Origin of the sequence: Pseudomonas sp. KnCO4, assembly GCF_045344305.1 — a bacterium.
In the GTDB taxonomy this organism is placed as follows: domain Bacteria; phylum Pseudomonadota; class Gammaproteobacteria; order Pseudomonadales; family Pseudomonadaceae; genus Aquipseudomonas; species Aquipseudomonas anuradhapurensis.
The window spans coordinates 4750001-4771068 of record NZ_CP174199.1; the positions used below are offsets into that span (position 1 = coordinate 4750001).

At 62.6% G+C, this 21068-nt stretch carries 19 protein-coding genes (1 of these 19 cut by a window edge); 8 read left to right on the forward strand and 11 right to left on the reverse strand.

Annotation, left to right across the window (positions count from 1 at the left end; genetic code table 11):
- The 8 genes from msrP to mrcB form a co-directional block, all read right to left on the reverse strand.
- Positions 1-54, reverse strand: partial view of a protein-methionine-sulfoxide reductase catalytic subunit MsrP gene (gene msrP / locus ACJA3S_RS22010; RefSeq protein WP_406819994.1) — the 5' end (the start) only. 960 nt of this gene lie to the left of the window's left edge; the window shows 54 of its 1014 coding nt (coding positions 1-54); it begins with the start codon at positions 52-54; the stop codon falls past the left edge of the window.
- A gap of 79 nt (positions 55-133) precedes the next feature.
- Entirely contained in the window at positions 134-985 is an 852-nt protein-coding gene (gene pssA / locus ACJA3S_RS22015; protein WP_170032690.1) for a CDP-diacylglycerol--serine O-phosphatidyltransferase, read from the reverse strand.
- 149 nt (positions 986-1134) lie between these two features.
- Positions 1135-2151 carry a ketol-acid reductoisomerase gene (gene ilvC, locus ACJA3S_RS22020; RefSeq protein ID WP_013974255.1) on the reverse strand — a complete coding sequence of 339 codons (1017 nt, stop codon included), beginning with the start codon at positions 2149-2151 and terminating at the stop codon, positions 1135-1137.
- A 56-nt stretch (positions 2152-2207) separates the two neighbouring features.
- The gene (gene ilvN, locus ACJA3S_RS22025) at positions 2208-2699 is read right to left on the reverse strand and encodes an acetolactate synthase small subunit (protein ID WP_003250040.1); all 492 of its coding nucleotides are present in this window, start codon (positions 2697-2699) and stop codon (positions 2208-2210) included.
- Between the two features lies 1 nt (position 2700).
- Positions 2701-4425, reverse strand: coding sequence for an acetolactate synthase 3 large subunit (locus ACJA3S_RS22030; RefSeq protein WP_170032692.1), 1725 nt, complete (start codon positions 4423-4425; stop codon positions 2701-2703).
- Between the two features lie 408 nt (positions 4426-4833).
- Positions 4834-5166 carry a YqcC family protein gene (locus ACJA3S_RS22035; protein WP_406819995.1) on the reverse strand — a complete coding sequence of 111 codons (333 nt, stop codon included), beginning with the start codon at positions 5164-5166 and terminating at the stop codon, positions 4834-4836.
- On the reverse strand, positions 5166-5969 hold the full coding sequence (locus ACJA3S_RS22040; RefSeq protein WP_406819996.1) for a tetratricopeptide repeat protein: 804 nt from the start codon (positions 5967-5969) through the stop codon (positions 5166-5168). Before ACJA3S_RS22040 ends, ACJA3S_RS22035 begins: the two co-directional genes overlap by 1 nt.
- Positions 5970-5984: 15 nt before the next feature.
- Positions 5985-8306: a penicillin-binding protein 1B gene (gene mrcB, locus ACJA3S_RS22045; RefSeq protein ID WP_186686747.1), complete on the reverse strand. Its 2322-nt coding sequence runs from the start codon at positions 8304-8306 to the stop codon at positions 5985-5987.
- A 114-nt stretch (positions 8307-8420) separates the two neighbouring features.
- Here mrcB and ACJA3S_RS22050 point away from each other — a divergent pair, with 114 nt between their 5' ends.
- Both ACJA3S_RS22050 and ACJA3S_RS22055 read left to right on the forward strand, forming a co-directional pair.
- On the forward strand, positions 8421-9983 hold the full coding sequence (locus tag ACJA3S_RS22050; RefSeq protein WP_406819997.1) for an AAA family ATPase: 1563 nt from the start codon (positions 8421-8423) through the stop codon (positions 9981-9983).
- 238 nt (positions 9984-10221) lie between these two features.
- A complete protein-coding gene (locus tag ACJA3S_RS22055; protein WP_170032702.1) occupies positions 10222-10500 on the forward strand; it encodes a TfoX/Sxy family protein in 279 nt (92 codons plus the stop codon).
- A gap of 183 nt (positions 10501-10683) precedes the next feature.
- On the opposite strand, the gene ACJA3S_RS22060 is transcribed toward ACJA3S_RS22055, so the two are convergent.
- Positions 10684-11568, reverse strand: a complete 885-nt coding sequence (locus ACJA3S_RS22060; protein WP_406819998.1) for a ChaN family lipoprotein — start codon at positions 11566-11568, stop codon at positions 10684-10686.
- 227 nt (positions 11569-11795) lie between these two features.
- Here ACJA3S_RS22060 and ACJA3S_RS22065 point away from each other — a divergent pair, with 227 nt between their 5' ends.
- The gene (locus ACJA3S_RS22065; protein WP_406819999.1) at positions 11796-12140 is read left to right on the forward strand and encodes a Rieske (2Fe-2S) protein; all 345 of its coding nucleotides are present in this window, start codon (positions 11796-11798) and stop codon (positions 12138-12140) included.
- Here ACJA3S_RS22065 and sfsA read toward each other — a convergent pair.
- Both sfsA and ACJA3S_RS22075 read right to left on the reverse strand, forming a co-directional pair.
- On the reverse strand, positions 12103-12816 hold the full coding sequence (sfsA, locus tag ACJA3S_RS22070) for a DNA/RNA nuclease SfsA (RefSeq protein WP_170032709.1): 714 nt from the start codon (positions 12814-12816) through the stop codon (positions 12103-12105). The genes ACJA3S_RS22065 and sfsA overlap by 38 nt on opposite strands.
- Positions 12816-13988 carry a pyridoxal phosphate-dependent aminotransferase gene (locus ACJA3S_RS22075; RefSeq protein ID WP_406820000.1) on the reverse strand — a complete coding sequence of 391 codons (1173 nt, stop codon included), beginning with the start codon at positions 13986-13988 and terminating at the stop codon, positions 12816-12818. Before ACJA3S_RS22075 ends, sfsA begins: the two co-directional genes overlap by 1 nt.
- Positions 13989-14198: 210 nt before the next feature.
- On the opposite strand from ACJA3S_RS22075, the gene dksA reads away from it, so the two are divergent.
- The 5 genes from dksA (at position 14199) to ACJA3S_RS22100 (ending at position 20417) form a co-directional block, all read left to right on the forward strand.
- Positions 14199-14642 carry an RNA polymerase-binding protein DksA gene (gene dksA, locus ACJA3S_RS22080; RefSeq protein WP_046613112.1) on the forward strand — a complete coding sequence of 148 codons (444 nt, stop codon included), beginning with the start codon at positions 14199-14201 and terminating at the stop codon, positions 14640-14642.
- 63 nt (positions 14643-14705) lie between these two features.
- Entirely contained in the window at positions 14706-15593 is an 888-nt protein-coding gene (gene gluQRS, locus ACJA3S_RS22085; protein WP_406822292.1) for a tRNA glutamyl-Q(34) synthetase GluQRS, read from the forward strand.
- 244 nt (positions 15594-15837) lie between these two features.
- On the forward strand, positions 15838-16014 hold the full coding sequence (locus ACJA3S_RS22090; protein WP_003250005.1) for a hypothetical protein: 177 nt from the start codon (positions 15838-15840) through the stop codon (positions 16012-16014).
- A complete protein-coding gene (locus ACJA3S_RS22095) occupies positions 15998-18973 on the forward strand; it encodes a sensor histidine kinase (RefSeq protein WP_406820001.1) in 2976 nt (991 codons plus the stop codon). The genes ACJA3S_RS22090 and ACJA3S_RS22095 overlap by 17 nt, the downstream gene beginning before the upstream one ends.
- 4 nt (positions 18974-18977) lie before the next feature.
- Positions 18978-20417 (forward strand): sigma-54-dependent transcriptional regulator, encoded by a 1440-nt coding sequence (locus ACJA3S_RS22100; RefSeq protein WP_406820002.1) that lies wholly within the window; start codon positions 18978-18980, stop codon positions 20415-20417.
- Positions 20418-21068 lie beyond the last annotated feature (651 nt).

Below are 21068 nucleotides of genomic sequence, written 5' to 3' on the forward strand. Positions count from 1 at the left end.
TGCGGTGATCTCCGATGCCTTGCATTCGGAAGACCTGGATAGCTTGATGAGCATGGGCGGCTCCATAGCACTGGATAGCGGATGTACCAGTAAGACTATGGAGCCGGAGGGTTATTCCAACATTAACGGGCTGTCAGGCTTTACGCCGACGCCCCTTGAGCAGGAACTGGATCGGCCCCGAAGCCGCATAGGCAAGGAAGATCAGCAGCAGGATGCGCGGCGGGTCGCTGAAGACCACGGCAAATACCAGCACCACGGCCAGGATCGCTACAAACGGCACGCGACCCTTGAGGTCCAGCTCCTTGAAGCTGTTGTACTTGATGTTGCTGACCATCAGCATGCCGGCAGCCGCCACCAGCAGCGCCACCAGGAACGACAGCTTGGAACCTTGGATGCCGTAGTCGCTGAACGCCCACACGGTACCCGCCACCACGCCCGCCGCGGCCGGGCTGGCCAGGCCGATGAAATAGCGCTTGTCGGCTGTACCGACCTGGGTATTGAAACGTGCCAGGCGCAACGCCGCACCGGCCACATAGATGAAGGCGACCATCCAGCCGACCTTGCCCATGTCGCCCAGCGCCCAGCCGAAGGCCAGCAAGGCCGGGGCCACACCAAAGGCGACCATGTCCGACAGCGAATCGTACTCGGCACCGAAGGCGCTCTGGGTATTGGTCATGCGCGCGACACGGCCATCAAGACCATCGAGCACCATGGCCACGAAGATGGCGATGGCTGCGAAGGCGAAGTACTTGCTCGCCTCGCGCGGGTCACCGGCACTCAGGGCGCTCTGCGCGCTCATCGAGCTGATGATGGAGTAGAAACCGGCAAACAGGTTGGCGGTGGTAAACAGGTTGGGCAGCAGATAGATGCCACGGTGGCGCACCTTGCGCCCTTCGGCATCATGCCCTTCTTCAACGTGCTCATCGACAGGTAGCAGGCTTTCGGCGTCGGAGGGCTTGTTCGGCTCTTCGGGACGTTCGCTCATGGAGGGTACCTTGCAACAGGATGGAAAATGTTCGACACGGGCCCGCAAGACAGGTTCTAACAGCGGGCCACTGGTCTGCTTTATACCAGAAGCCGGCAGCCAGAACGAAAAAACGCGGCCGAAGCCGCGTTTTTCATCTTTCGACAGACTTAGTTCTTGGTCTTGTCGACGATTTTGTTGGCCGAGATCCACGGCATCATCGAACGCAGCTGCTCGCCGATGATTTCGATGCCGTGAGCGGCGTTGTTGCGGCGCTTGGCGGTCATCGATGGGTAGTTGGTAGCACCTTCGGAAATGAACATCTTCGCGTACTCGCCGTCCTGGATGCGCTTCAGGGCGTTGCGCATGGCCTTGCGGGATTCTTCGTTGATGACTTCCGGACCGGTAACGTACTCACCGTACTCGGCGTTGTTGGAGATCGAGTAGTTCATGTTGGCGATGCCGCCTTCGTACATGAGGTCAACGATCAGCTTCAGCTCGTGCAGGCACTCGAAGTAGGCCATTTCCGGCGCGTAGCCAGCTTCGACCAGGGTTTCGAAGCCGGCTTTGACCAGCTCGACGGTACCACCGCACAGAACAGCCTGCTCGCCGAACAGGTCGGTTTCGGTCTCGTCCTTGAAGGTGGTTTCGATGATGCCGGTACGGCCGCCACCAACGCCCGAGGCGTAGGACAGGGCGACGTTCTTGGCGTTGCCCGAAGCGTCCTGGTAGATAGCGATCAGGTCAGGGATGCCACCGCCTTTGACGAACTCGGAGCGAACGGTGTGGCCAGGGGCCTTCGGCGCGATCATGATCACGTCGAGGTCGGCACGCGGAACCACCTGGTTGTAGTGGATCGAGAAGCCGTGGGAGAAGGCCAGGGTAGCGCCCTTCTTGATGTTCGGCTCGATTTCCTGCTTGTACAGCTGGCCCTGGAATTCGTCCGGGGTCAGGATCATGACCAGGTCGGCAGCAGCGACGGCGGAGGCAACGTCGGTCACTTTCAGGCCGTGGGCTTCTGCCTTGGCAACGGTGGCCGAACCTTTACGCAGACCGATGGTGACATCTACACCGGAGTCCTTCAGGTTGCACGCTTGAGCGTGGCCCTGGGAACCGTAACCGATGATGGCGACTTTTTTACCCTGGATGATGGAAAGGTCGCAGTCTTTATCGTAGAAAACTTTCATGAAAATACCCCTGGTTATATCTCGGCCCCTGCGGAGCCATCGCTAATTTGTGGAATTCAGATGCTGAGCACTTTGTCGCCACGGGCAATGCCGGTAACGCCGCTGCGCACGGTTTCGAGAATCGATGCAGTGCCGATCGCCTGGATGAAGCTGTCCAGTTTGTCGCTGGTGCCGCTCAGCTGCACGGTGTACACGCTGGCGGTGACGTCGACGATCTGGCCACGGAAGATGTCCGTGGTGCGCTTGATCTCGGCGCGCTGGGCACCGGTAGCCTTGACCTTGACCAGCATCAGTTCACGCTCGATGTGAGCGCTTTCCGACAGGTCGACAAGCTTGACCACTTCGACCAGCTTGTTCAGGTTCTTGGTGATCTGCTCGATCACTTCGTCATGGCCAACGGTAGTCAGCGTCAGACGCGACAGGGTCGGGTCTTCGGTCGGCGCCACGGTCAGGCTTTCAATGTTGTAGTTACGCTGGGAGAACAGGCCGACCACACGGGACAACGCACCTGGTTCGTTTTCCAGCAGCAGGGAAATGATGTGCCGCATATCAGGTACGCTCCGTCTTGCTCAGCCACATGTCACGCATCGAGCCATCCTTGATCTGCATCGGATAGACGTGCTCGCTGCGGTCAACCGCGATGTCGATGAACACCAGGCGGTCTTTCATCGCAAACGCTTCTTCCAGCTTCGGCTTGAGGTCCTTCAGGCTGGTGATGCGGATACCCACATGGCCATAGGCCTCGGCCAGCTTGATGAAGTCAGGCAGCGACTCGACATACGAATGCGAGTGACGACCGTTGTAGGACATGTCCTGCCACTGGCGGACCATGCCCAGCACACCGTTGTTCAGGTTGACGATCTTCACCGGCAGGCCGTACTGCATGCAGGTGGACAGCTCCTGGATGTTCATCTGGATGCTGCCTTCGCCAGTCACGCAGGCGACGTCCTGGTCCGGGAAGTTGAGCTTGACGCCCATCGCCGCCGGGAAGCCGAAGCCCATCGTGCCCAGACCACCGGAGTTGATCCAGCGGTTCGGCTTGTTGAAACGGTAGTACTGCGCCGCGAACATCTGGTGCTGACCGACGTCGGAAGTGACGAAGGCGTCGCCATGGGTCACTTCGCACAGGGTCTCGATGACCTTCTGCGGCTTGATGACGTTGCCGTCGCCCTTGTCGTAGGGGAACAGCTCGCCATTGCCACGCCATTCATCGATCTGCTTCCACCAGGCATCCAGCGCCGCCTTGTCAGGCTGCTCGCCGATTTCCTTGAGGATGCCGAGCATCTCGCTGAGGACGCTGTCGACCGGCCCGACGATCGGCACGTCGGCCTTGATCATCTTGGAGATCGACGCCGGGTCGATGTCGATGTGGATGATCTTGGCGTTCGGGCAGAACTTGGCCGGGCCGTTCACCACGCGGTCGTCGAAACGGGCGCCGACGGCAAAGATGACATCGGCATGGTGCATGGCCATGTTGGCAGTGAAGCTGCCGTGCATGCCGAGCATGCCGAGGAACTGGCGGTCAGTACCCGGGAAGCCACCGAGGCCCATCAGGGTATTGGTGACCGGCAGGTTCAGCGACTTGGCGATTTCGGTCAGGGCTTCGGAGCCACCGCCGAGAATCACCCCGCCACCGGAGTACACCACTGGGCGCTTGGCGGCCAGCAGCATCTCCGCAGCCTTGCGGATCTGCCCGGAATGACCACGAACGGCCGGGCTGTAGGAACGCAGCTTGACCTTTTTCGGGTAGACGTATTCGAACTTCTCGGCCGGGTTGGTCATATCTTTTGGAATGTCGACCACGACCGGGCCTGGGCGACCGGATTGCGCCAGGTAGAATGCTTTTTTCAGAACTTCCGGGATTTCGCTGGCATGTTTGATCATGAAGCTGTGCTTCACGATCGGCCGCGAAATACCGATCATGTCGGTTTCCTGGAAGGCATCGGTACCGACCATGGTGCTGGGCACCTGGCCAGACAGGATGACCATCGGGATCGAGTCCATGTAGGCAGTGGCAATACCGGTAATGGCATTGGTCGCACCAGGCCCGGAAGTTACCAGTACCACGCCGGCCTTGCCGGTGGCACGGGCGTAGCCGTCCGCCATATGGGTAGCCGCCTGCTCATGACGAACCAGGATGTGCTCGACTTCCGGTTCCTTGAACAGCGCGTCGTAAACATGCAGGAGAGCACCACCAGGGTACCCGTAGATGTGCTTAACGCCTTCGTCACGCAAGAAGCGGACGACCATCTCAGCGCCAGATAAAAGCTCCACGTTGTTCACCTCTAAAACGCCAGAATACCGCCCTCACTGGACGGGTCTTAATAGGTTTACTGCCAAGCAGAGCATGAGCGAACGTCAGCACTGACTGAGCAAGTATTGGGAGCGCCCCAGAGTGTTGCGGGGTTTTCCCACCCAGCGCGAGGTAACGCGTTGCGGGGTGTAACAGGTCGGCGCGGGTGTGCGCCTCATGATCTGCTTAGCGGGTCTGCTTCTGGCAGTCCCTCTACAGCGGAGATTGGATTCTTCTGATTCGGCGCCAACAAGTCAAGAAAAATTATTGCCAATTTTTCGCCAAGATGAATTCCTGCCACCACTAAAAATCGCTTCAGCAGCAGAATTAATAAGATTTCCATAAAAAAGGGCCACAATCTGCGGCCCTTGAAGGAAAAACTGAAGAAATCAGGCGGAAGGAGCAATCAATTGATCGAAAGCTGCCAACAGGCGGCGAAGCTCGCGGCTTTGTTCCGGGCGGTCGGTAAATACGGTTTCGGCCATGACCAGGATGCCCGAGGCACTGGGCAGCGGGTGGCCCAGCTCGATGATGATCTTCATGCGCGGCAGGAAGATCCATTGCAGCCATTGCTCGAAGCTGAGGGTGTCGACGGCGAACGGTACGGTGCTGGCCAGTGCCTCGTCGCTTGGTGCATCGGCATCCCACCAGCCTTGTACCTGCAACTCACGCTCGATCAGCATCAGATGGTCGGCAATATCCAGAATGCGTTGCTCGATCATCACAAGTTGACCCGAGCCTTTTGCCGGGCCAGCGCAGCACCAGCGCTATCACCCTGCTTTTCGCGGGCCTGGGCGATGGTGTTCCACAGTTCCGCCTGCAGGCTCGGGCGGCCATTGGCATAGGTAAGGGCGCGACGCGCCAGCTGCTCGGCCTGCGGCGCATCACCTTGCGACAGGCGCACCTGGGCCAGACGGTACAGCACCTGCGGCTCGCGCGGGGCAATGCGCTGGGCGCGCTCCAGGCTGGAAGCAGCGCCGTTGAAGTCGCCGCTGCCCTGCTGCGACTGCGCCGTGGTCAGCAACGCCAGTACCGGACCGTCCAGCTGCTCATCTGCCGAGAGCCCGCCTGCAGCGCCACCGCTACGCGGGATACCGGTTGGGGCGCTGGTACTTTGCGAAGCGCTGTTCATCGCGGCGATATCGAACGGTTCGTCGGCGATCGGGTTTGGATTGGTGGTCATAGGCGCCGAACTGACCGGTCCGGTCGTGATCGGCCCCGGCGTGATCGGCGAGGTACTGATCGGTGCCGAGCCGTTGGCCGCCGGGAATGTCTGGATACCGGAGGCACCCGCACCCTGCGGGATCATCACGGTGACGCCGGAGTCCTCGGGCAGCGTTTGCGCTTGTGCGGTGCCCGCGTTGTAGCCAGCCGTCGTGCGCTTGGCCGTCATGCGCTCGCTATTGGACACACGGGTGCTCGAGTCGACCACCGGAATATTGCCGCGCGGCACACTGGCACACCCCTGGAGCACAGCCAGCGCCGTCACGGCAGGAAACAGCCACTTGTTCACGTCACACCTCATCAATGCAGCCTGTGCTTAATTCATCCAGCCTTTGACCCAGTCCATGACCGATTCAACTGGATCCTGCTCGCCGCCACAGGTCGCACCGGCGGGCGGTTCACTCCCGCGAATATACGGCATCTGCACCGCTCCCGGACAGCTGCCATCAGACCCATGGCCACTGTAGGGGTCAATCCACGCCTGAACCACGTTATCCGGTTGCGGCATGTCCAACGGCAGCGGGTCGGCCTTCTTCATGAAGCTGGTCCACACCTGCAGGGCACCGGTCGCGCCAGTGAACGGCGTCTTGCCGTTGTCGTCTCGGCCCATCCACACCACGGCCAGCAGGTCCTGGCTGAAACCGGAGAACCAGCTGTCACGCGAGTCGTTGCTGGTACCGGTCTTGCCCGCCAGGGTCAGCGTGCGCGGCAAGGTGTTGTATACCGAGCGGCCGGTACCTTCGCGCATTACCCGCTGCATGGCGTTCTGCACCAGGTAGATGGCCCCTGGGTCGAAGGTCTGCTGGATCTGGAACGGGTAGCGCTTGAGCGGCTCGCCTTCGGCGGTGAGCACGCTGCGGATACCACGCATTGGCGTATTGAAGCCGCCGTTGGCGATGGTCTGGTACATGGTCGCCACCTGCATCGGCGACATACCGCCGGCGCCCAGCAGCATGGCCGGGAAGGCAGGCCAGTCGACATTCACGCCCAGCCGGCCAATGGTCTTGATCACATTGGGCACGCCGACTTCCAGGCCGATCTTGGCGGTCGACAGGTTGTAGGAGTTGGCCAGCCCCTGATACAGGTAGATGGTGCCGTGCGGGCGGCGGTCGTAGTTCTGCGGCCGCCAGACCTGGCCGTCGGCACCTTTGACCGAGAAGGGCTCGTCCTGCACCCAGCTGGTCAGCGTGTACTTGGTCGGTTGCTCCAGCGCGGTGAGGTACACCGCCGGCTTGACCAGCGAGCCGATCGGGCGCACCGCATCGATGGCGCGGTTGAAGCCAGCGAAACCGGCCTGACGGCTGCCGATCAGCGCCTGCACTTCACCGGTTTCCGGGTTGGTCACGACCATTGCCGACTCGACATCGTCAGCCCCCTTGCGGCCCGCCAGGCGCTTGAAGGTCTCGCTCATCGAGGCTTCGGCCTTCATCTGCAGGATCGGGTCGAAACTGGTGAAGATGCGCAGGCCTTCTTCGGTCAAGTCTTCATCGCGGTAATCCTGGCGCAGCTGACGCTTGACCAGGTCGAGGAATGCCGGGAACGAACTGTCTGCCAGGCTGCCGCGCTTGGTCACGCCCAGCGGCATCTGCTTCGCCGCATCCACCTCGGCCTGGCTGGCCACACCCTGTTCGGCCACCAGGTCGAGCACCAGGTTGCGGCGCGCGAGGGCGCGCTCGGGGTAGCGCCGCGGGTTGTAGTAGGACGGCCCCTTGACCATGCCCACCAGCAGGGCGATCTGGTGCAGTTTCAGCTCCGACAGCGGCTGGCTGAAGAAGAACTGGCTGGCCAGGCCGAAGCCGTGCACCGCACGCTGGCCGTCCTGGCCGACGAACACTTCGTTGAGGTAGGCCTCGAGGATCTCGCGCTTGTCGTAGTGCAGCTCCAGCAGCACGGCCATCATGGCCTCGGTCAGCTTGCGGCTGAGGCTGCGCTCGCTGGTGAGGTAGAAGTTCTTCACCAGCTGCTGGGTCAGGGTACTGCCACCCTGACGCATCGAGCCGGCCGAGGTGTTGACCCACACGGCGCGGGCGATGGACTTGGGCGACACGCCGAAGTGGCTGTAGAAATCACGGTCTTCGGTAGCCACCAGGGTTTCAAGCAGGTACTTGGGCACCTGGTCGATCTTGATCAGGATGCGGTCTTCGAGGTTTTTCGGGTAGATGCCGCCAATCATCAGCGGCTCCAGACGCACCACATCGAGCGCCTTGCCGTTGGCCCCGGAAAGGCCCGCCACGTAGTCGCCCGAGAAGCGCACCCGCACGAACTGAGCCGGCTCCATGCCCTCGTAGAACTGGAAGCCCCGGGTGTTGAGATCGACCGTATTGCCATTGACCGATGCCGCACCGGGGCCGTTGACTGCGCTTTCACGCCGATAGCCGAGCGCATCCAGCTCGGTGAGGAAGTCGTCCTTGCTCAGCTTCTGCCCGGTGAACAGCTCCAGCGGCCGGGCATACACCTTGGCCGGGATGGTCCAGCGCTTGCCAGAAAACTTTTCCTGGACAACGGCATCGAGGTAAACCGCGAAGCCGGCAACGATCACCAGGCCGACCAGGCTGAGCTTCAAGGCCCAGCCCAGCCAGGCGCGAGAGCGGCCGGTCGGGCGTTTCTGAGGGGTACGGGGATTTCGGGTTCGAGTCATGGCGGCGGATTATACGCACTTTATAAAGGCTGGGCAGACGGCCCGGCGGTAGGCAGGGGCGGCACCATTGACCATAATGGCGCATTCGAATTCCCTGCCCCGGAAGGATTTCCCGTGAGCCAAGCCCTTATCACCGCGCTGCAGAACCCTGCCCTGTACCCTCACCCCGTGGAGGGGTTCCAGCTGATCGAGACGCATATCTCCTGGGTTCTGCTCACCGGCGAGTATGCCTACAAGATCAAGAAGCCGATGAACTTCGGCTTCCTCGATTTCACCAGCCTGGACCAGCGCCGGCATTTCTGTAACGAAGAATTGCGCCTGAACCAGCGCCTGACCGACGGCCTGTACCTGGAGGTGTTGCCAATTACCGGCAGCATCGAGGCGCCGCAGATCGGTGGTGAAGGCGAAGCCATCGAGTACGTGCTGAAGATGCGCCAGTTCCCCCAGGGGCAGATGCTCAACACCTTGCAGGCCAATGGCGAACTGAACGGCGCGCACATCGACCAGATGGCCCGGCAGATCGCCGAGTTCCACCTGCAGGCTCCCCGCGTGCCTGTAGAGCACCCTCTGGGCACGCCGGAGAGCGTGATGGCGCCGGTGGAACAGAACTTCGAGCAGATTCGCCCGTTCCTCAGCGACAAGGCCGACCTGCGACAGCTCGACGCCCTCGCGGCTTGGGCACGCAGCAGCTTCGAGCGCCTGCATGGCCTGCTGGAACAGCGCAAGGCCAACGGTTTCATCCGCGAGTGCCATGGTGACATCCACCTGGGCAATGCCACCCTGATCGATGGCCAGGTGGTGATCTTCGACTGCATCGAGTTCAACGAACCGTTCCGCCTGACCGACGTCTACGCCGACACCGCTTTCCTGGCCATGGACCTGGAAGACCGTGGCCTGAAGTGCCTGGCCCGGCGCTTCATCAGCCAGTACCTGGAACTGACCGGTGACTACCAGGGCCTCGAGTTGCTCAACTTCTACAAGGCCTACCGCGCGCTGGTACGGGCCAAGGTGGCATTGTTCAGCATGCCGGCCAACGCCGATGGCGTGCAGCGTGCAACCACCCTGCGCACCTACCGCAACTACGCCAACCTGGCAGAAAGCTACAGCGCCATCCCGTCGCGCCTGCTGGCCATTACCCACGGCGTTTCGGCGGTGGGCAAAAGCCACGTGGCCATGCGGATGGTCGAGGCCCTGGGCGCCGTCCGCGTGCGTTCGGACGTCGAGCGCAAGCGCCTGTTTGGCGAGCAGCAGCAGGCCGACGCGGGCCAGCTGAGCAGTGGCATCTATGCCCAGGACGCCAGCACCGCGACTTACCAGCGCCTGCACGAAGTCGCGGCAACCGTGCTGCGTGCCGGCTTCCCGGTAGTGCTGGATGCCACCTATCTCAAGCGTGAGCAGCGCCAGGCGGCAGCCGATGTGGCCAGCCAGACCGGTGTGCCGTTCCTGATCCTCGACTGCCATGCACCGGACGCGGTCATTGCCAGCTGGCTGGAGCAGCGCCAGGCAGAAAACACCGACCCGTCGGATGCCACCCTGGAAGTGCTCAAGGCCCAGCAGGCCAGCCGTGAGCCGCTGGATGCGGAGGAACTGGTGCAGAGCACCCGCGTCGATACCCAGAGTGCCGGTAGCATGGACCAGGTGATCGAGCAGATTCGCCAGCGCTTGCCTGGGCTGTAGGTTCAGCGCTTTCCCGTGGGCGCCTCTTCGCGGGCTTGCCCGCTCCCACAGGTACAGCACAGGCCCTGAAAGCTGTGCCGCACCTGTGGGAGCGGGCAAGCCCGCGAAGGTCCCCACGGGACATCTCGTCGCACCCAATGGCAAAAGGCCGCGCATTTCCCAACCCCCGCTACACTCCTCTCTGACCTGCTCGCGATTTATCTCCCCATGACCCGTTCAGCCATCGCAAGGAGGCTCGATGAACGATGAATTGCAGCATCTGAAGAACCTTGGCAAGACCTCTGCGCAGTGGCTGCATGCAGCGGGCATCCACAGTGCATCGGATCTGCGACGACTGGGCGCGGTGGGTGCGTACCAGGCCGTGAAGACGCGAGGGTTCCGCGCATCGAAGGTGCTGCTGTATGCCATTGAAGGCGCGCTTCTGGACATGCACTGGAACGATCTGCCGCTAGAACGCAAAGAAGCGCTCAACCAGCAGCTGGACGCAAAATGCCCGCCGCAAAAAAATCCGAAATAATCGTGGTAAAGGGATTGACCTCGAAATGAGAATCGTTATGATTATCACAACTGGTCGCGAGACTGGTTGGATAAGCTAAGAGCCCCTGGTTCGGACTCTCAGATTATCTCCTCATCAGGCTAATCACGGTTATTGACCCGGCAGTTTGCCGGGTCTTTTTTTGGCCAGTGTTTTCTACCTGAGCTAGCGCCGCATCTGCGCGCAATAGTCCTGCTCCGGTGTCGCCGCCGTATACCACGCATAGTCGGCCTCGGTCGCCTCGACCCGGTCGCCCACCTCCGCCAACACCAGCACCGTGCTTTCTCCTTGCGCGCCCAGGTCAGCCAGGTGCAACGGCACGCCCAAATCCTTGCGCACGTGATAGGCCCCGGCAAACAGAAGCGCCGGCTGCGGCGCCGCCAGCAAGCGCTCGGCCATGCGTCGGTCACGCTGCTGTTGCACGGCCAGCATCGCCGGCAACTGGCTTTCCGGCAGCATCCCGCAATGCCCGGCACGCACATGCTCCAGCAGGGCCGCCTGGACCACTGGCGCGTTGGAACGCTCACCGAGCAACGACGCCGGCTGCCGATAAGCCTGGCGCATCTCGGCGGTTGAAAGGTTGGCTGCCAGCAAAGGCACATGTTGTCGCAGGGCTTCGGTGATGATCGGCCCATACAGCTGCCAATCCCAACCGTCCTGCCAGGCCAGGGCCTGGGGCAGGTCTGCCGGCACCGGTTGCCCGGCAAGCTTGTCCACCAACGGTTGTTGCTCGGGCTGCAGCATTTCCAGCAACAGGCTGCCTTGCGCCCGCTGCCCTTGCAGGGCGCGCAACAGCCACAGTTGCAGCGCATGGTGGTCGGGGTTGTCGTGCTTTTCACCGACCAGCACCCGTGGGGCACCAGACAAACGCTGCAGCAATTGCTCAGGGCTGATCAACTGGCTGCTGGCAAGCTCGACGATGTGCCCCAGTTCGGCATGGCTGCGCCCTTCACTGCTCTGCCAGGCGGGCAGCGGCGGCAGGCTGGCCTGGCAGCCACCCAAGGCCAGCACCAGGCACAGCGCGAAACCGGAGAGCAGCGGATGACGCATGGGGTACCTCTTGTTCATTGGCATGTACATGCACCTGACTGCAGCGCCATGGCTGCACAACCGTCGCGGGCAAACCCGCTCAGGTTTCCTTCCCCTGGCTGGCCGCGCGCCTTGTAGCGGGCGGCGGAACTGCGCACCATAGGCAACCAGGCGCAACTCATGGGCGATTGAAGAATCACCCGCCTTGGTGCGTCAGGCTACCATCGCTTTCACGGGCCATCCCTGCCATGCATTTCCTTTGTACCTCCCAAGGCCTGGCCGAAGGCCAGAGCCGCGCCTTCAGCGTAGACGGCATCGAACTGTTCGGCGTGCGCCGCCAGGGCCAGGTGCATCTGTACCGCAACCTGTGCCCGCACCGCGGCATCCCGCTGAACTGGGCCGAAGATGAATTTCTCGACGACGGCGCCAGCCTGATCCACTGCGCCCATCATGGCGCGTTGTTCCTGATCGACAGCGGCGAATGCGTGGCCGGGCCCTGCGAGGGCAAGCAGTTGCAGGCCCTGCGCTGCCATGAAGACAGCCAGGGAATCTGGCTCAAGGGCCAAGCAGCACCGGCAGACGGCGATCGATGACGATACCTGCGGCGTCCAGGCGCGTGCCATAGGCCAGCACTTCCACGCCGTCGGCCACTGCGCTATGCAGGGCCTGGCTATAGGCTGCATCGATTTCCGCGGCTGGGCGCACGGCGTCGATGCCGGTCAGGTTCACACAATACAACTGCACTGCGCGTACCCCCTGCCGGGCCAGCTTGGCCAGCTCGCGCAGGTGCTTGGCACCGCGTTGGGTTACCGCATCAGGGAACGCCGCAACCAGGCTGTCGGGGTAGCCGAGGGTCACGCTCTTGACTTCGACATAGGCCGGGGCGCCGTCGAAATCCAGGCGAAAGTCGATGCGGCTGCCTTCCTCGCCATAGGCCACTTCACGCTTGAGCGCGGTGAAACCGGCCAGTTCGGCGATGACCCCGGCACGCAAGGCTTCTTCGACCAGCCCGTTGGCCCGCCCGGTATTCACGCAGGCCAGCCGCCCCTGTGGGGTTTCACTGATCTCCCAGGTGCCCGGCAGCTTGCGCTTGGGGTCGCTGGAGCGACTGAACCACACCTGCCCACCTTCGCGCATGCAGTTGAGCATGGAGCCAGTATTCGGACAGTGGATGGTCAGCTGTTCGCCGCTGGCCAGTTCGATGTCTGCCAGAAAACGTTTGTAGCGGCGCAGCAGGCGACCCTGTTCGAGTGGAGGAAAGAACTGCATCAGCCCTGCCAGCTCCGCAGCCCGCGGGCAATCCGCTGCACCGCCTGCTCAAGGCGCGGCAGGCTCTGGGTATAGGCGAAACGCACATGATGGCCGGCCAGGTGCCGGCCGAAATCCAAGCCCGGGGTAAAGGCCAGGTGCTCGGTTTCCAGGAAATGCCGGCAGAAGGCGAACGCATCACCACCAAAGGCGCTGATGTCGGCATACAGATAGAAGGCCCCCTGCGGTTCGACGGCAATGCGGAAGCCAAGCTCGCGCAGTGCAGGCAACAGATAGTCGCGACGGCGGGCAAACTCGGCGCGGCGCTCTTCGAAAATGGCCAGGGTCTCGGGCTGGAAGCACGCCAGCGCGGCATGCTGGGCCATGCTCGGCGCGCTGATGTACAGGTTTTGTGCCAGCTTTTCCAGGTCTGCCACCGCACCCGGCGGCGCTACCAGCCAGCCAAGGCGCCAACCGGTCATGCCGAAATACTTGGAAAAACTATTCAGCACAAACGCCGAGTCATCCACTTCCAGCACACTGGGCGCGTCCATGCCGTAGGTCAGGCCATGGTAGATCTCGTCCACCACCAGGTGGCCGTGGCGCTCCCGAGTGGCAGTGGACAGGCTGGCCAGCTCGTCCCGGCCCAGCACGGTGCCGGTGGGGTTGGCTGGCGAGGCCACCAGGGCACCAACGGTGTCCTTGTCCCAATGGCGCTGCACCAGGTCGGCGGTCAGCTGGTAGTTGACCTCCGGGCCGACCGGCACCAGTTGCGCCCCGCCTTCGACCAGGCGCAGGAAGTGGCGGTTGCACGGGTAACCCGGGTCGGCCAGCAGCCAGTGCTTGCCAGGGTCGACCAGCAAGCTGCTGGCCAGCAGCAGTGCCCCGGAGCCACCCGGGGTGATCAGGATGCGTTCAGGGTCGACATTCAGGCCATAGCGCTGGCCGTAGAAACCGGCAATCGCTTCGCGCAACGCCGGCAGGCCGCGAGCAGCGGTATACCGGGTGTGCCCGGCGGCGAGTGCCGCCTGGCCAGCGGCGACGATCGGCGCAGCGGTGGTGAAGTCCGGCTCGCCGATTTCCAGGTGGATCACGTCGTGCCCGGCCGCCTGCAGCTCGTTGGCCCGGGCCAGCAGCGCCATGACATGGAAGGGTTCGATGGCGCGGCTGCGCGCGCTGTAAGGGTGGGCCATGACCTTCTCTCAATAGGGTCTAAACTGGAGATTCTACCTCTGCGAGCGATCGAACGTACCGCTCAGGCCGGTGTCAATCAGCAAGATCGGGCGGGGTAGCGCACCCCCGATCTATCTGGTAAGTTCGGCGGCTCGCAGTCGCAGGGCCGGCGGGTGCCGGAGATGGAGCAGCCTGCGCATTGGATCAGATGAGTGAGAGGCGGTCTATTCATGTCCACCGTAGAAAAGCAAAAAGCCCAGACCATGTACGGTGTCGAGCCCTACGTAGAAACCAAGGGTGAAGAGTACATGGGCGAGCCCATGAAACAGCACTTCACCAAGCTTCTCGGCGCCTGGAAGCGAGACTTGATGGAAAGTGTCGACCGCACTGTGGACCACATGAAGGACGAGGCAGCCAACTTCCCCGACCCGGCCGACCGCGCCAGCCAGGAAGAAGAATTCGCCCTGGAGCTGCGCAACCGCGATCGCGAGCGCAAGCTGATCAAGAAGATCGACAAGACCCTCGAAAAGATCAAGGCCGACGAGTACGGCTGGTGCGAATCGTGCGGCATCGAGATCGGCCTGCGTCGCCTGGAAGCCCGTCCTACTGCGGACCTGTGCTTCGACTGCAAGGAAATTGCCGAGAAAAAGGAAAAGACGGTCGGCAAAGGCTGATCCTTCTTCCATCCGGACGGGGCGCATCATGCGCCCCGTTTCATTTTCATGCCCAGCCTGACCATGACCGATACCCGTTACATCGGGCGTTTCGCCCCCACTCCCAGCGGCTTCCTGCACTTCGGCTCGCTGGTCGCCGCCCTCGCCTCCTGGCTCGATGCCCGCGCCGTCAACGGCCGCTGGCTGCTGCGCATGGAGGATACCGACCCGCCGCGGGAAATGCCCGGTGCCCGCGATGCCATCCTGCAAACGCTGGAGCGTTATGGCCTGGAATGGGATGGCGAAGTGGTGTTCCAGAGCCAGCGGCACGACGCCTACGCCGCAGTGGTCGATCGCCTGTTCAACATGGGCCTGGCTTATGCCTGTACCTGCTCGCGCAAGCAACTGGAGGGTTACAACGGCATCTACCCCGGTTTTTGTCGCAACGCCGGGCATGCGCGTGAAGGCGCGGCGATCCGCTTGCGGGTACCGGAACTGATCTATCGCTTTACCGACCGGGTACAGGGCGAGTTCCAGCAACACCTGGGGCGTGAGGTAGGGGATTTTGTCATCCAGCGCCGCGACGGGCTGTATGCCTACCAGCTGGCGGTGGTACTGGATGATGCCTGGCAAGGTGTTACCGACATCGTGCGCGGCGCCGACCTGCTCGACAACACCCCGCGCCAGCTGTACCTGCAAGAGTTGCTGGGCTTTTCGCAACCGCGCTACCTGCATATACCGCTGATCGTCCAGCCGGATGGACACAAACTGGGCAAATCGTACCGTTCGCCGCCGCTGCAGGCGGAGCATGCCACGCCGCTGTTGCTGCGGGCATTGCGGGCGCTGGGCCAGGAGACCGAACCCGAGCTGTTGCTGGCGACACCGGCCGAAGTGCTGGCAGTGGCCCGCAAACAGTGGAAGCCCGAGGCGATTGCGCAGCGCACCACGGTGCCAGAGGCTGATTTGCGCTAAGGCATACCGGCCTCTTCGCGGGCACGCCCGCTCCCACAGGAACTACACCACCTTCAAGCTTTGTGGTTTACCTGTGGGAGCGGGCGCGCCCGCGCAGAGGCCGGCACAGGCAACCCATCCCGCAAAAACAAAAGCCCAATAAATTCAACCTCTTGGCGAACCCCATGGATTCCCGCTAGCATCCCCCCCGCCATTTGCGCCAATAATAAGTCCAAGCCCGCAGCGCCCAACCATCGAGGCCAGCATGTACATCTATCGTTTGGTCCTGCTTTTGGTCGTGGGGATCTACCTGTTCTCCCCGGCCATCATGGACTGGTGGATCGAACCGACCGGAGCCTGGTACCGCCCTTACCTGCTCTGGCTGATCCTGATCGTCGTCACCTTCATCCTGCAGAGCCAACGAGATGCCGATGAGCTTTAGCCTGACCCAGATGATCCTGATCAGCGCCGCGTACCTGATGGTGCTGTTCGGCGTGGCCTGGATCAGCGAACGGGGCCTGATCCCACGTTCGATCATTCGCCATCCGCTGACCTACACCCTGTCGCTGGGCGTATACGCCAGTGCCTGGGCCTTCTATGGCTCGGTCGGCCTGGCCTACCAGTACGGCTACGGCTTCCTCGCCTGTTACCTGGGGGTGTCCGGCGCGTTCCTGCTGGCACCGGTGCTGCTCTACCCGATTCTCAAGATCACCCGCACCTACCAGCTGTCATCGCTGGCCGACCTGCTGGCGTTCCGCTTCCGCAGTACCTGGGCCGGCGCGCTGACCACCATTTTCATGCTGATCGGCGTGCTGCCCTTGCTGGCCCTGCAGATCCAGGCAGTGGCCGATTCGATCAGCATCCTCACCGGCGAACCAGTCAAGGCCCGAGTGGCCTTCGCCTTCTGTACCTTGATCATCCTGTTCACCATCTTCTTCGGTTCGCGGCACATCGCCACCCGCGAAAAACACGAAGGGCTGGTCTTCGCCATCGCCTTCGAGTCGGTGATCAAGCTGCTGGCGCTGGGCGGCATCGGCCTGTATGCCCTGTATGGCGTGTTCGGCGGCCCGCACCAGCTGGAGGTGTGGCTGCTGCAGAACCAGACCGCCCTGGCGGCCTTGCACACCCCGCTGCAGGAGGGGCCATGGCGCACCTTGCTGCTGGTGTTCTTCGCCTCGGCCATCGTCATGCCGCACATGTACCACATGGCCTTCACCGAAAACCTCAACCCGCGCTCGCTGGTCAGTGCCAGCTGGGGCCTGCCACTGTTCCTGCTGCTGATGAGCCTGGCCGTACCGCTGGTGCTGTGGGCCGGCCTGCGCCTGGGCGCCAGCACCAACCCCGAGTATTTCACCCTGGGCCTGGGGATCGCCGCCAACAACCAGGCACTGGCGCTGCTGGCCTATATCGGCGGCCTGTCGGCTGCCAGCGGGCTGATCATCGTCACCACCCTGGCGCTGTCCGGCATGGCCCTCAACCACCTGGTGCTGCCGCTGTACCAGCCGCCGGCCGAAGGCAATATCTACCGCTGGCTGAAGTGGACCCGGCGCGCGCTGATCGTCGCCATCATCACCGCCGGCTTCATGTTCTACCTGACCCAGAACAACCACCAGAGCCTGGCCAACCTGGGCATCGTCGCCTTCGTCGCCACCCTGCAGTTCCTGCCCGGCGTGCTGTCGGTGCTGTACTGGCCCACCGCCAACCGCCGCGGCTTCATCGCCGGCCTGCTGGCCGGTACCCTGGTGTGGATGGTGACCATGCTGCTGCCGCTGCTGGGCAACCTGCAGGGCTTCTACATCCCGCTGCTGGACATGATCTACGTGCTGGACGACACCAGCTGGCACATGGCAGCGATCGCCTCGCTGGCGGCCAACGTGCTGTTGTTCACCCTGATCTCGCTGTTCACCAACGCCAGCAATGAAGAGGTCAGCGCAGCCGAAGCCTGCGCAGTGGACAACGTGCGTCGCCCACAGCGCCGCGAGCTGCACGCTGCCTCGCCGCAGGAATTCGCCACCCAGCTGGCCAAGCCACTGGGCGCCAAGGCCGCACAGAAGGAAGTGGAACAGGCCCTGCGCGACCTCTATCTGCCATTCGATGAACGCCGCCCCTATGCCTTGCGCCGCCTGCGCGACCGTATCGAGGCCAACCTGTCCGGCCTGATGGGGCCGAGTGTGGCGCAGGACATGGTCGAGACCTTCCTGCCGTACAAGTCTGGTAACGAAAACTACGTGACCGAGGACATCCACTTCATCGAAAGCCGCCTGGAAGACTACCACTCGCGCCTGACCGGCCTGGCCGCCGAACTCGACGCCCTGCGCCGCTACCACCGCCAGACCCTGCAAGAGCTGCCAATGGGCGTCTGCTCGCTGGCCAAGGACCAGGAAATCCTGATGTGGAACAAGGCCATGGAGGAGCTCACCGGCATCGCCGCCAAGCACGTGGTCGGCTCGCGCCTGGTCACCATCGACGAGCCCTGGCGCAGCCTGCTGCAAGGGTTCATCAACGTGCCCGACGAACACCTGCACAAGCAGCGCCTGGCGCTGGATGGCCAGCCGCGCTGGCTGAACCTGCACAAGGCGGCGATCGACGAGCCGCTGGCACCCGGCAACAGCGGCCTGGTGCTGCTGGTCGAGGACCTCACCGAAACCCAGGCGCTGGAGGACAAGCTGGTACACTCCGAACGCCTGGCCAGCATCGGCCGCCTGGCGGCTGGCGTGGCCCACGAGATCGGCAACCCGATCACCGGCATCGCCTGTCTGGCACAGAACCTGCGCGAGGAACGCGAGGGCGACGGTGAAATCATCGAGCTGTCCAGTCAGATTCTGGAACAGACCAAGCGGGTTTCGCGCATCGTGCAGTCGCTGATGAGCTTCGCTCATGCCGGCGGCAGCCACCAGAACAGCGAAGAGCCGGTGTGCCTGGCCGAAGTGGCGCAGGATGCCATTGGTCTGCTGGCGTTGAACCGGCGCAATTTCGAAGTACAGTTCTTCAACCTCTGCGACCCGGACCACTGGGTCGAAGGGGACCCGCAGCGCCTGGCCCAGGTGCTGATCAACCTGCTATCCAACGCCCGCGACGCCTCGCCGCCCGGCAGCGCCGTGCGCGTGCGCAGCGAGGTCAACGAGCACACCGTCGACCTGATCGTCGAGGACGAAGGCAGCGGGATCCCGAAGAACATCATGGACCGCCTGTTCGAACCCTTCTTCACCACCAAGGACCCGGGCGAAGGAACCGGACTGGGGCTCGCTCTGGTCTATTCCATCGTGGAAGAGCATTATGGGCAAATCACCATCGACAGCCCTGCCGATATCGAACGGCAACGTGGCACCCGGATCCGCGTGACCCTGCCCCGGCATGTCGTAGCGACGTCCCCTGAAATTCGAGACCGTCGAGAGAATTGAATCAATGCCGCACATTCTGATCGTCGAAGACGAAACCATCATCCGCTCGGCCTTGCGTCGCCTGCTCGAACGGAACCAGTACCAGGTCAGCGAAGCCGGCTCGGTGCAGGAAGCCCAGGAACGCTTCAGCATTGCCACCTTCGACCTGATCGTCAGCGACCTGCGCCTGCCAGGCGCACCCGGCACCGAACTGATCAAGCTCGGCCAAGGTACCCCGGTACTGATCATGACCAGCTATGCCAGCCTGCGCTCGGCGGTCGACTCGATGAAAATGGGCGCGGTGGACTATATCGCCAAGCCCTTCGACCATGACGAGATGCTCCAGGCCGTGGCGCGTATCCTGCGCGACCGGCAGGCCGCCCCAGCCACCGCACCGGTCGCCGAGCCGCGCGCCAGCAATGGCAAGGCGGCCCCGGCCGACAAGGGCAATGCCCAGGCCAACGGCGAAATCGGCATCATCGGTTCCTGCCCACCAATGCAGGATATGTACAGCAAGATCCGCAAGGTCGCGCCCACCGACTCCAACGTGCTGATCCAGGGCGAGTCGGGTACCGGCAAGGAGCTGGTGGCCCGTGCCCTGCACAACCTGTCGCGCCGGGCCAAGGCGCCGATGATCTCGGTGAACTGCGCAGCCATCCCGGAAACGCTGATCGAGTCCGAACTGTTCGGCCACGAGAAAGGCGCGTTCACCGGCGCCAGTGCCGGGCGGGCGGGCCTGGTGGAAGCCGCCGACGGCGGTACCCTGTTCCTCGACGAAATCGGCGAACTGCCGCTGGAAGCCCAGGCCCGCCTGTTGCGTGTACTGCAGGAAGGCGAAATTCGCCGGGTCGGTTCGGTGCAGTCGCAGAAGGTCGATGTGCGCCTGATCGCCGCAACCCACCGCGACCTGAAGAACCTGGCCAAGGCCGGCCAGTTCCGTGAAGACCTGTATTACCGCCTGCACGTGATCGCCTTGAAACTGCCGGCCCTGCGCGAGCGCGGCAGTGACGTCAACGAGATTGCCAGTGCCTTCCTGGCCCGCCAGAGTGCGCGTATCGGCCGTGACGACCTGCATTTCTCGGCCGAAGCCGAGCAGGCCATTCGTCACTACAGCTGGCCGGGTAACGTGCGGGAGCTGGAAAACGCCGTCGAGCGCGCGGTAATCCTCAGCGAGAGTGCAGAAATTTCCGCCGACCTGCTGGGCATCGATATCGAGCTGAGCGACCTGGAGGAGGACGAGATCCTCGACAACGCCCTGGCTGTGTCGAGTGCAGCCAACGCCAGCCACGAACCGACCGAGGACCTGTCGCTGGAAGACTACTTCCAGCACTTCGTGCTCGAGCACCAGGACCACATGACCGAAACCGAGCTGGCCCGCAAGCTCGGGGTCAGCCGCAAGTGCCTGTGGGAACGCCGCCAGCGCCTGGGCATTCCGCGGCGCAAGAGCAACGCTACCAGCGAATAATCGATCTACCGGGGCGGGAGGTTCCTCCTGCCCCTGTCTACAAACTCTCCGGCCCTTTCGCGGGCACGCCCGCTCCTACAGGAATTTCACTGCCCTAGAGGGTGGCAACTCCTGTGGGAGCGGGCGTGCCCGCGAAAGGGCCGGCAAAACCAGCGCACACACCCCAGGTAACACATCAGCCCCCACGGAAATCTGTTACCCGGCCTTGACCGCCGTAACAGTTCCCGAGGCATACGGTAACGAAATTTCGACATTTTCAGCCTGCGAAATTTCCCACGAACGCCTCAACCCCTTGATTTCGCTGACTTTTCAAAAGTTGGCACGGCATCTGCTATATGTCTGGTACAAGAACAATAACAAGCACTGCAACTCAGAATAAGAACAAGACGAAACGGCTCACGCACAATAAAAACAAGACGGCGGAGGCGCAGCTAACTGATTCTTTTGGAGAGGATGCGTGTTTGGGGCTTGCCCCACAACCAGGCAGAGAACAACAAAAACTGCACTCAAAGCAGCGCCTGAACTGGTTGGATCAACCGATCAACGTGACATCAGCGGCCAAAGCAATCCGTTTGCTCTTAACCCCTGGCTTGGGGGTCGTCCACAAGCTTCGAGATTTGTGGGCAGGGCACTCAACAAAAACAAGAAGCC